The sequence below is a fragment of the Agathobaculum sp. TL06 genome, assembly GCF_054658635.1.
Genome location: NZ_BAAGGY010000005.1, coordinates 136,522 through 147,395, shown reverse-complemented (window position 1 = coordinate 147,395; position 10,874 = coordinate 136,522). Strand labels below are relative to the sequence as shown.

At 62.1% G+C, this 10,874-nt stretch carries 7 protein-coding genes; 3 read left to right on the top strand and 4 right to left on the bottom strand.

The features are described 5' to 3' along the window. From ACYQ3S_RS04660 to rbsK, 3 genes are all read left to right on the top strand, one after another. The coding region (locus ACYQ3S_RS04660) for a sugar phosphate isomerase/epimerase family protein (RefSeq protein WP_459687552.1) at nucleotides 1-365 on the top strand (365 nt) is incomplete at its 5' end. 48 nt (nucleotides 366-413) lie between these two features. Then, the gene (locus tag ACYQ3S_RS04655) at nucleotides 414-1,421 is read left to right on the top strand and encodes a Gfo/Idh/MocA family protein (protein ID WP_459687551.1); all 1,008 of its coding nucleotides are present in this window, start codon (nucleotides 414-416) and stop codon (nucleotides 1,419-1,421) included. Between the two features lie 24 nt (nucleotides 1,422-1,445). Further along, the gene (gene rbsK, locus ACYQ3S_RS04650; RefSeq protein WP_459687550.1) at nucleotides 1,446-2,462 is read left to right on the top strand and encodes a ribokinase; all 1,017 of its coding nucleotides are present in this window, start codon (nucleotides 1,446-1,448) and stop codon (nucleotides 2,460-2,462) included. Between the two features lie 65 nt (nucleotides 2,463-2,527). Here the strand turns inward: rbsK and ACYQ3S_RS04645 are convergent, their stop codons facing one another. The 4 genes from ACYQ3S_RS04645 to ACYQ3S_RS04630 all read right to left on the bottom strand — a co-directional run bounded on the left by ACYQ3S_RS04645 (nucleotide 2,528) and on the right by ACYQ3S_RS04630 (nucleotide 10,783). Next, a complete protein-coding gene (locus ACYQ3S_RS04645; protein ID WP_459687549.1) occupies nucleotides 2,528-4,447 on the bottom strand; it encodes a sensor histidine kinase in 1,920 nt (639 codons plus the stop codon). Nucleotides 4,448-4,605: 158 nt separating this feature from the next. Next, nucleotides 4,606-5,016: an ATP-binding protein gene (locus ACYQ3S_RS04640; RefSeq protein WP_459687548.1), complete on the bottom strand. Its 411-nt coding sequence runs from the start codon at nucleotides 5,014-5,016 to the stop codon at nucleotides 4,606-4,608. Further along, nucleotides 5,013-6,488 (bottom strand): PP2C family protein-serine/threonine phosphatase, encoded by a 1,476-nt coding sequence (locus ACYQ3S_RS04635; RefSeq protein WP_459687547.1) that lies wholly within the window; start codon nucleotides 6,486-6,488, stop codon nucleotides 5,013-5,015. The genes ACYQ3S_RS04640 and ACYQ3S_RS04635 overlap by 4 nt, the downstream gene beginning before the upstream one ends. Nucleotides 6,489-6,517: 29 nt before the next feature. Next, a complete protein-coding gene (locus tag ACYQ3S_RS04630; RefSeq protein WP_459687546.1) occupies nucleotides 6,518-10,783 on the bottom strand; it encodes an amino acid adenylation domain-containing protein in 4,266 nt (1,421 codons plus the stop codon). Nucleotides 10,784-10,874: the final 91 nt, after the last annotated feature.

Here is a 10,874-nt window from a genome sequence, read left to right as displayed (position 1 = left end):
CAGTCCGCATCCTGTACGATCAGGCAAACCTGACCTTTACCGGAAACGAAGGATATGAAGAAGCGCTTCCCCTACAGCAGCAGTATGTGGCATACATGCATGTAAAGGATCTGGTATTCAAAGAAGGCGTGGCGTTTTCCTCCTCCCATGTGGCGCGGCCGGATGAATCCGAGCGCAACGTGTACACGCGCATCGTGGGCGAGGGCGTTATACCGTGGCCAGAGATCCTGCGCGCGGTCAAAGCGCGCGGTTATGACGGCTGGCTGTCGCTCGAATATGAGCGCCGCTGGCATCCGGACGATATTCCGGACGCATCCATCGGTATGAAGCGGTCGCTGGAATACCTGCGCCGGATCCAGCCCTGACCGGCTGGGAAACTACATACGGCTTTTGTAAGTGGGAGGGCTTGAATCATGAATATGGAACATATGAGAATTGCGCTGCTCGGCGTGAGCCATTGGCATGTACCCCTTTACTTTGCCGGACTGCCGGAACGCTCGGTCGTTGCGGTCAGCGACGATGACGCGGCGCATGCCGCGCGCGTTGCCAGGCGGTTCGGCTGCCCGTATTATACGGATGAAAAGCAGATGCTCCGTGACGTGAAGCCGGATTTCGTATTCGCTTTTGCGCCGCATGCGCGGATGTGTTCGGTAGCGGCCTATCTGCTGGAGCAGAACCTACCGTTCACAATGGAAAAGCCCGCCGGACTGAACCGGCGGGAGGTGGAGCTTCTGTATAATACGGCGGAACAGAAAGGGACTTTCTGCGCCATCCCGTTTGTCTGGCGGTACAGCGACACGGTAAACGACTTGAAAAACCGGTATCTTTCCGGTAAAATTATGCATATGTCCTACCGGTTTATCGCAGGACCGCCGTCGCGCTATCTGGAAAGCGCGCGCTGGATGCTGTCGCAGGAGACCGCGGGAGGCGGCTGTATGACCAACCTCGGCGTACACTTTATCGATATGGCGCTCTACCTGACGGAAAGCGGGGACGCTGAAACGCTGGCTTCGATTTACCAGTATACCTCGGAATATGATATCGAGACGTATGCCTCCTCCATGCTGCGTATGGATTCGGGCGCGTCGCTTCTGATAGAGAGCGGGTGTGCCTATCCGATGTCGGACGGTGCCAAGCGTGAAAACCGCTGGACGATCGTGACCGAAAACGGTTACTGCATCCTCGCGGACAACGATCTGGAGTTGCGCACCTTCGGCGCTGCGCCGGCGCATATCGCGCTGAACACGGACAGCGATCCCTATTACGCGATTTTCGCCCGCACCACGCTGCAGGATTTTGCCAGCGGAACCCGTCCGCGGGCGTCGCTGAAAGAGATGCTCGCGGCGCGGACGATTCTGGACGAAATGAATGCCAAGGCGGTATACAGCGGCGCAAAGGAAATGCTGGGCGGACGATTCTGAAAAGCGGGAGACAAGGAGAAAGGCATGGGAAAAATTCCTCATATTCTGGTGGTAGGCAGCATCATGATGGATCTGGTGGCGTCCACGAAACGCGCGCCGCGCGAGGGGGAAACCGTCATTGGCATGAAATTCACCACCGCCCCGGGCGGCAAGGGCAGCAATCAGGCGGTCCAGTGCGCCCGATTGGGGGCGGAGGTCACTATGGTCGGCAAGGTCGGTCGGGACGGCTTCGGCAAAACGCTGCTCGAAACGGCATCCGCTGCGGGCGTGGACATTTCCAGGGTGCTGACCGATCCGGCCGAGGCGACGGGCGTTGCGCACATTACGCTTGAAGTGAGCGAAAACGACGCAAAAAACCGGATCATTGTCTGCCCAGGGGCGAACTTTACCTTGACGGTGGAGGAGATCGCCTGGCTGAAAGCCCGCGTTGCGGACTACGACCTGGTGATGCTGCAGCTTGAGCTGCCCATGGAGGTGGTGGAGTCCGTGGCCGCATGGGCCTATGAGGCCGGCGTACCCGTTATGCTCAACCCCGCGCCCGCTGCGGCGCTGTCGGATACGCTGCTTGGCCATGTGACCTATCTATCCCCCAATGAGCATGAGGCGGCGCTGATGTCCGGACAGCAGATCGCCGTTGACGATGGCATCAATCAGGAGGATCTGCACAGGGCCGCAGGCTATTTCATGCAGCGCGGGGTGAAAAACCTGATCGTTACGCTGGGCGCAAACGGCTCGGTCTGCGTCAACCAAAACGGCACGGTTTATATCCCGTCCGTCCATATGGATAAGATCGCCGATACGACCGCGGCGGGGGATTCGTTTGTCGCCGCGTTCTGCACGGGGCTCACCGCGGGGCTGGATGAGCGGCAGGCGCTGGCGTTCGCCAGCCATGCGGCGGCGATCACGGTCTCCCGCATGGGCGCGATGCCAAGCCTGCCGACGATCACAGAGGTGAAAGCGCTGATCGCGGAAAAGGGGTGCCGTGGGATCGATACGGATATACTGGACATGCTGGAACGGTCAGGGACCTTGACGAAATAGGGGAGAAAAGTGGAAAGGCCGGCAGTTTTTCACATGGATGCGTGAAAAACTGCCGGCCTTATCCGTTAGCCCTGCTTCATTTTATGCGCCGCCGTTTTTTCAGGGTAGCGCAAGGGGAGGCCAAAGGTGAGCTGGAACTGGCCGCGGCCGGTTTCAATCCGGCTGAAGCCGCCGGCCTGCTTGAGAATGCGGTCAATGATCTTCAGACCATAGCCGTGGGAAGAGAGCGGACCGCTCTCTTTCGGTCCCGCGGCGGGTTCGGACAGCGGCGCGCTGTTGCAGCAGCAGAAAACGAGGAAATTATCCTTGGTGCGGATATCGAGCTGGATGAAGCGCTCGCCGGCCGGCGAGCTGCACGCGGCATGCACGGCGTTCTCCATCACGTTCATCACCAGCGAAGCAAGGTCGGGGTCGGACAACGGGAGCGAGGCAGGCGCCGCCGCGTGAACGACCTCCACCCGAACCTTGTCGCGCAAGGCTGCCGCCAGCGTTCCGTTGAGGATGATATCCAACATTTGATTGCCGCAGCGGACGACCGGTGTAATCGATCTGCTCTGGGAAATGAGGCCGTCCACATATTCCTGCGCCTGTGTATAATCCTGCTTCCGCAGCAGGGCGCGCAGCACGGTCAGATGGTGTCGCATGTCGTGGCGCAGTTCCATGGTCTGCTCGGTCTGTGCGCGCAGGGTGTCGTAGCTGACGCGGGCGAACTGCTCCTTGGCGAGCAGGATGGAGGTTTCCGACCGGCGGCGCACCAGGCTTTTGACGGTCTGGATGGCCAGGGCGATCAGGGCTGCAACAAAGCACAGCGGCATCAGGACGAGCAGCAGGGAAAGCGCGGTGGCCTGCGCGCCGCCAGCCGGCTGCAGTTCTGGGAAAAACCGCGGACCGAGCAGCAGGCACAGGGCGGCGATTATGCCGCCGGTCAGCACGAGTAAGCAGAACTGCCGGTGGAAAGCCGAGCCGCGCCGCCAGGCCAGCAGCGCCAGAAGAAAGGCAAGCAAAAGGGCGCACACCGTCGCTTTGGCGCAAAGCAGCGCATGCGCCGTCCCCTGATATTCGCAGACCGTGTTATAGCAGACGACGCCGAACTGCAGCAACGCGACGGCCAGCATCATCCAGCGCAGCCAGCCGGAAAGCGGGCAGACGAGCAGGCTGAGCAGCAGGGAGGCCGACACATATAGGCAAAGAGCGGTCAGGTCGATCGGCAGGACGCCGAAATAGTAGAAAAAGAACGGCGCCTGCACGATCTCGCGGAGCATCAGGACAAAGGAAAGCTGGGCAAGCAGCGGCAAACTGGCGTCCAGCAGGCCGGAGGAGGCGTTCCAAATGAAGATGATTAACATAAAAACCCCTACCGAGAAGAGCAGGGCCGCGGGGATCATATGGCGGGCGGTCTGGGCGATCAGCCCGCTTTCATAGGCGTAGCCGCAATAGAGTGTGATATCTGCGGGGAACACATCGGCGTCCGAGCCGGGGGCGTCGCTGCCCACGGCATAGGTGGACTGCGCGATGGTGAGCGTTTTTCCCGCATAGCCCGCCGGAAGGGACACCACCAGCGGTTCGAAGCGGTCCGCCTCCAGCATGGGGAGCGTAAGATAGCCGATGCGGTTGTCCAGCTCCGGACAGTCGGTGTAGATCAGCTCGTCGTCCAGAAACACGCTGAAGGTGCGGTTTGCCGCGCCGATGCGCAGGGTCGGGCTGTCGAGCTCCTCGGTCAGCCGGCGGGAAAAATAGAACGTCTGCCCCGGGTAGTCCAGCCCGTAATAGGCGCCGTAGCCGGTGGGCGTCAGCTCCTTCACCGCGCCCTCCGTGCAGGTGTACACCGTCCAGCCCTTGCTGCCCTGCCACGGCTGGCCATCCTCCCCGATGATCGAAAGATTATAGGAGGCGTCCTCCATGGGGGAGACATAGGTGAGCAGCACGGGGGAAAAGGCGGTCAGGATAATCAGCGTTGTCAATACGGCGAATACGATTCTTTTCAAGGCGGGATACCTCCGGAAAAGCAGGATAAAGAGAATACGCGGGGGACAGGCGCGCCGCGCGCGTCCGGCTGGGAATGGCGGAATGCAGCGCCATATGCGGCCCATCCCCACATGGCGAGGCCTCCGCACGGGAAACCGGCGGAGGCTTCGCGGTAGTACTATACGAGTTTTTGCAGGGTCAGGATGTTTTTTCCGTCCCTGTATTCATATTGGACGGTATCCATCAGCCGTTTGACCATGAAAATGCCCAGGCCGCCGATGCGGCGCTCCTCCGCGGGGAGGGTGGTGTCCGGCTCGTCGTTTTTCAGCGGGTCATAGGGCTTGCCGGAATCCAGGAATTCAATCGTGATCTGCGGCTGGCCCTGTGTGCTGACCTGGCAGCGGATGGTCGCGTCGCCCACGTCGGGCCGGTAGGCGTAGTGGGCAATGTTGACGAAAATTTCCTCCACCGCGATCGCAATCTGGTTGCAGATTTTGGGCGAACAGTTGATCTGGTCAAGCTCGCCCTGTACAAATTCCAGCACCGTATCGAGCTGTTCAGTCAGTGCTGGTACGGTGATCGTTTTCATAGTGTCTCCTCCTTGGCATTGGACGGCATGTACTCACAGAACTGCAGCCCCAGCATGGTGATGTCATCCGCCTGCGGCGCGCCGGAGACGAACAGGTCCACCTGGGATTTGACATAAGGCAGCAGCTGGTCGGGGGCGAGCCCTTTCGCGGCGTCGGTGTTGAGCGCGGCCTCCAGCCGTTTTTCGCCGTACAGCTCAAGCGCGGCGTTGGTCGCCTCGGTCACACCGTCCGTATACAGGAACAGGCAGTCGCCCGGCTTCAGTGTGACCTGAAATTCCTTATAGCGCATGCCCTCCATGCCGGCGAGCACGAAGCCCGGGCGCAGCTTGAGCCATTCAAAGCGGCCGCCCTCCTGCTGGATCATGGGCGGGTTGTGGCCCGCGTTGGCATAGGTCAGCACGCCGGTGCGCAGGTCGAGGATGCCGAGATAGGCAGTGACGAACAGCCCCTCGCCGTTGTTTTCGCAAAGCTGCTCGTTGGCGCGGGTGAAGATCTCCGCCGGCGACAGGCTGGACTGCGCCTGGTTGCGGATGATGGTCTTGGCAATAACCATGAACAGCGCGGCCGGCACGCCCTTGCCCGACACGTCCGCAATGACGATGGCAAGGTGGGTCTGGTCGATCATGAAGAAGTCGTAAAAATCGCCGCCGACCTCCTTGGCCGGATCCATGGTGGCGTAAACGTCAAACTCGTTCCGGTCCGGAAAGGCGGGGAAGATGTTGGGCAGCATATCGCGCTGGATGTTGCTGGCAACGTTCAGCTCCGCCTCGGTCTTGAGCGCGCGGGAGGACCACAGCGCGGTGGAAAAGATCTCATAATACAGGATAACGAATACCGAGCAAATAATCAAATAAAAAATGATAAAATACACGCGGGTATCCGGCAGGCCGGGCAGGATGCCGAGGGTGTTGGTCAGCCGGTTGACGATCGCAAACGCGACAAAGCAGTAGACCGGAATGGGGACATAGTTTTTCAGCTGCTTGCCCAGCACCGAGATGACCTGCTGCACGATCTTGCTGACAAAGCGGCGGTAGGCAAAGAACATCACCGTGAACCAGAACGCCTTGATGCAGAGGAAAATGCCGATCGTGCGCATATTGTACGGATTGGGGGTGTTGTCGATAAAGCTGAGCGTGGTGCCGCAGAAGAAGAACGTGGTCACGTTGGCGATCAGTGCGCCCATGACCGAGGTGAACACGCGCGCCGCGCGCTCGTCGTTATACAGCGCCACCGCCGCCACCGGCATGAGCACCAGCATGCTCAAAAAATTGATGTTGTCGTCCGTAATATTGATGGAGTAGCTGGCGACGCATATGGCAAGGTGCAGCGCCGCGAACAGGACCCAGCCGAGGAAGGTCTGCCCCGCGTTCCGGCGGCGGGTCAGCGTGCTGTTGGTGAGCAGAGCCGCCACCCAAAAGGACAGATTGTTCGCCAGCGACCACAGCAGCGTCACGGAAAATTCAACTTGCATGGATGATTCCTCCTGTCATGGGGAGATTTTTACTGGAACGCGCCCAGTGTATCCAGTCCGGTCAGATACGCGGACAGGTATTCGTCCGAGATCTCGGGCCAGAGGAAGCCCTCCTGCTCGAGCGCACGGATGGAGAAGCCGCTTTCGCAGGGCGTTTCGATCAGATGGCGCCCGCCGGTCACGCGGGTCAGGAAGCCGTCCAGCGCGCCGTTGAACGCGGGGTCCTCGGCGGCGTGCAGCATGAATTTGTCGAATTCCCTGTCGTCCACCGCGCGGACCGGATAGCCAAGCGCGGAAATGTGCGTGAGCAGCTTGCTGACCGGCAGGTCATTGCTGTCGAAGATATGGAACACGGTGTATTCCTCCGCGCTGCCCGCCAGACGGCAGATCGCGCGGGCGACCGCGTCCACCGGAGAGAAATTGATCCAGCTGCACGCCATGGACTGCGGGCAGAGTCCGGTGCGGACGATGGATTGCAGCAGCTTGGTGAAGCCGTTGGTGGCGCGGTTCATCTGGAACTCGCCGTCCGTGATGCGCCCCTGCAGGTTGCCCACGCGCATGATCTTGGCGCGCAGGCCGTTCGCGGTTTCGAGCAGGATGAGCTTTTCGGCCGTGAATTTGCTTTCCAGGTAGTCGTTGGACAGGTCCTGCCGCACCCACAGGCGCTGCTCGCTGAGAGATACGCCGATCTCGGCCATCTCGCGCTCGATAAAGCCGCCCACGCTGAGCGTGGAGATGTGGACGAGCGCGGCGTCATGCTGTTTGCAGAACGCGATCACGTTGCGCACACCGTCCACATTGGTCTGGCGGATGCGGTTGCCGACACCGAAGTGGCTGACGTCCGCCGCGCAGTGGATGACCGTGTCGATCTTGACGCCGTCCGGCAGGCTGGCGATATCCTCGCGCATCAGGTCGCCATCCACCGCGAACAGCCGGTGGCCGAAGGCTTCGGCAAAGTTGTTTTCGAAATAGTAGAAAAGCGAGCCTTTGAGACGCTTTTCCGGTGTCAGGTTGTTTTTGGGGCGCACCATGCAGTAGATCTTGTTATAGCCCGTAGTGAGCAGCTCGTACAGCACATGGATGCCGAGGAAGCCGGTCGCGCCGGTGAGCAGCACGGTGCCGAGCGGGTGCAGGCCCTTGCGGTAATTGCGGTTGCGGCAAAGCGCGTCGCGCAGGAGGGCCGCTTCCTGCTGGGTGCAGGGCAGGCTGCCCGCTTCCGGAAGGACAGGCTCGGGCAGGTCGCCGCCGCCCTGGTCGCAGCACTGCACCAGATCGCGCACGGTGGGATGCTCAAACACCTGGCCGTATTCCAGCTCGAAGCCCTCATGCTTGGCCAGGAGCACGATCTGCGCCGCCTGCAGCGAGGTGCCGCCCAAATCGAAGAAGCTGTCGGTCGCGCCGATCTCTTCTTCGGGCAGGGTCAGCACCTGCGAAAAGATGCGGCACATGGTCCGCTCGCGCGCGTTGCGCGGCGGGATGTAGGTGCGCTCCACATGGATCGCCTGATTGGCCAGCGCGCGTTTGTCGATCTTGCCGTTTGAGGTGTGCGGCAGATCGGGCAGATACACGAACAGGTCGGGTACCATGTAGCGCGTCAGGAAGCCGCCGGCGTATTGCTTCAGCTCGTCCACATCGCAGGGCTCGGCGGCGGAGTAAAAGCAGCAGAGGTGCTCCCGCCCGTCGATCGTGCGGACGAGCGCGGCGCACTGGCGGATGCCGGGGAAGGACTCGATGCAGCGCTCGACCTCCTTCAGTTCGATGCGCAGCCCGCGCAGCTTGACCTGCTCGTCGTTGCGGCCGCAGTAGGCGAGGCTGCCGTCGGGCAGGGCGTAGCCATAGTCGCCGGTGAGGTATACCCGATCGCTGACCGGACCGTCGCGCAGCTCGATGAAGCGTTCTGCGGTCAGGTCGGGACGGCCGAGATAGCCGCGCGCCACGCCGTAGCCCGCCACGGCGATCTCGCCGGTTGCGCCGGGCGGCACGATGCGGCGGTCCTTATCCAGCAGGTAGATGCGCGCCCCAGCGATGGTCGAGCCGATGGTGATGCGCTCCCGAATGCGGCCGACCGTCGCGCCGATGGTGATTTCGGTCGGGCCGTAGCCGTTATACAGGCGCGCGGGGGTGGCCTTGTGCAGCGCGTCCAGCAGGGGCTGGGTAAAGGCCTCGCCGGCCGCGAGCACGATATCCACGCCGCGCATGGCCTCGCGGAACGAGGGCTCCTCCAGATAGGCGAGCAGGCGGGAGGGCGTGCAGTGCAGGATGTTGGCGCCATTCTCCGTGATGTACCGCGCGAGCGCATCCGGATTGTTCATCCCTTCCTCGTCCGCGAATACGACGGGTACGCCGTTGAGCAGGGTGGAGAACAGCTCGAACATGGAAATATCAAAGCAGACCGAGCCGACCGCCACGATGCCTTTGCCATTGGCGCAGATATCGCGGTTGAATTCATTGTTGTCCGGCTGCATGAAGTTGACGATGCCGCGGTGCTCGATCATGACGCCCTTGGGCTTGCCGGTTGTACCCGAGGTATAGATGATGTAGCACAGCCAGTCCTGGCCGACCGCGGGCAGCGGTGTGTCCGGCTGCCGCGGCGGGTCAAACAGCGGGGCGGGCGCAATAACCGGACAGCCGGCGCCCGTGATGTCCGCCTCCGTAACCAACAGGCCGGCCTTGCTGTCCGACAGGATAAAGCGGATGCGTTCCTCGGGATAGGAGCAGTCGATCGGCACATAGGCCGCGCCCGCCTTGAGAATACCCAGCAGCATCACGGGCAGGGCGGTGGTGCGCGGCAGCAGGAAGGCCACATAGGACTGCGGCTGCACACCGGCGGCGATCAGGTTGCGCGCGACACGGTCAGAGGCCTCGTCCAGCTCGCGGAAGGTGTAGCTGGGGCCTTTGCCGGACAGGGCGCGCCGGTCCGGATGAAGCGCCGCCTGCGCGCGGAAGCGGGTGATGATGGTATCGTTCGGGTCAACCGGCAGCACCGGACCGGAGAGCAGTGCGCGCTGGCAGCATTTGTCCTCGTCGGTCAGCAGCTCGATGGAGCGGCAGGGCAGGGTGCAGTCCCCGATGCCCTGGTCGAGAATGGCGCGCAGCATTTGCGCGGTCTGCGTGATCTCATGCGGTGTGTAATAAGCGGCGCGGTAGTCGAGCCGGAACTGGTAATCGCCCGTGCCGCTCCAGTCCAGGATGTGCAGGGTGAGCAGGTTGGTCATAGCGCCGCCGAAGTGCATCGCGCACCGCACGGGAAGCCCGTGCAGCGGCAGGGTAAAGTTCTGGTAGGACAGAGTAAAGTGCGACAGCGCGCCCGCCATGCCTGTGCGGGACAGGTCGCCCATGATTTCGGACAGGCCGTAGCCCTTGTGCGCCGCCGCCAGCCGGTTCTGCGTCTGCACCTCCTGACACAGCGCGGCAAAGCTGGCGTCCGGCGCGATATGCAGGCGCACCGGAACCGCGAGCGTGTACATGCCCGCGGCGTTGCGGTCCTCATCCGTGCCGCGGTTGAGGCGGGGGGTGATGATGACGACATCCTCCGTACCCAGCATGCGCGACAGATAGACCGCATACGCGGCGAAAAATACGCAGTATGGCGTGACGTTCTGCTGCGCGGCAAAGACGCGCAGCCGGTCGGAGCGTTCCTTCCCGACCGTGTGCGACGACCACACGAGCCGGTGGCCGGACTGGTCGGGCATGGGATGGGGCAGTCGGCCGGTCTCGGCCCCGCTGAGGTAATCCTGCCAGAAGCCGCGGTCCGCCAGGCGCTCCTCTTCCACATCCGCGCCGGCCGCCGCCGCGCGGGAAAGGAAGGAGACGAACGGCTGGGGCTCCTCGCCCGCGCAGATCGCCAGCAGGCGGCTGTACACAGCCGCCATGGCGTAACTGTCCGCCACAATATGGTGTACGCGCAGCAGCAGCGCGGTTTTGCCGGGCAGGGTATAGATGGCCGCATTGAACAGCGCGCTGTCGTACAGGTCAAAGCAGTAGCGCGACTGCTCGTTGAACACGGCGGCAAGCTCCTCCTCGCCGGAAAGCGGGATCACGCGGCAGGCGAAGGGCGTATAGCCCGCGTCGTACTGCAGCGGCCCGTCCTTGCCGCGCGTCACGCGGATGCGGAGGGTCTCGGTCGTCTGCACCAGGCGATTGAGCGCGCGGTCGAGCTGCGCGGGGGCGGGGGCGTTGTCAAAGGTCAGCAGTATGGATTCGGTATACAGCGCCTTGTCCGGACAGCTTTCGCTTGCAAGCCAGATCTGATACTGCGGTCGGGTCAATGGGATACGGTTGTGGTGGATGTCCATAGATGCCAAATCTCCAATCTTTCGATACTCGGATAGCGGAACGGCTGTCCGTAGATGCAGACAGCCGCCAGTAAGCCCGACAGCTTGCGTG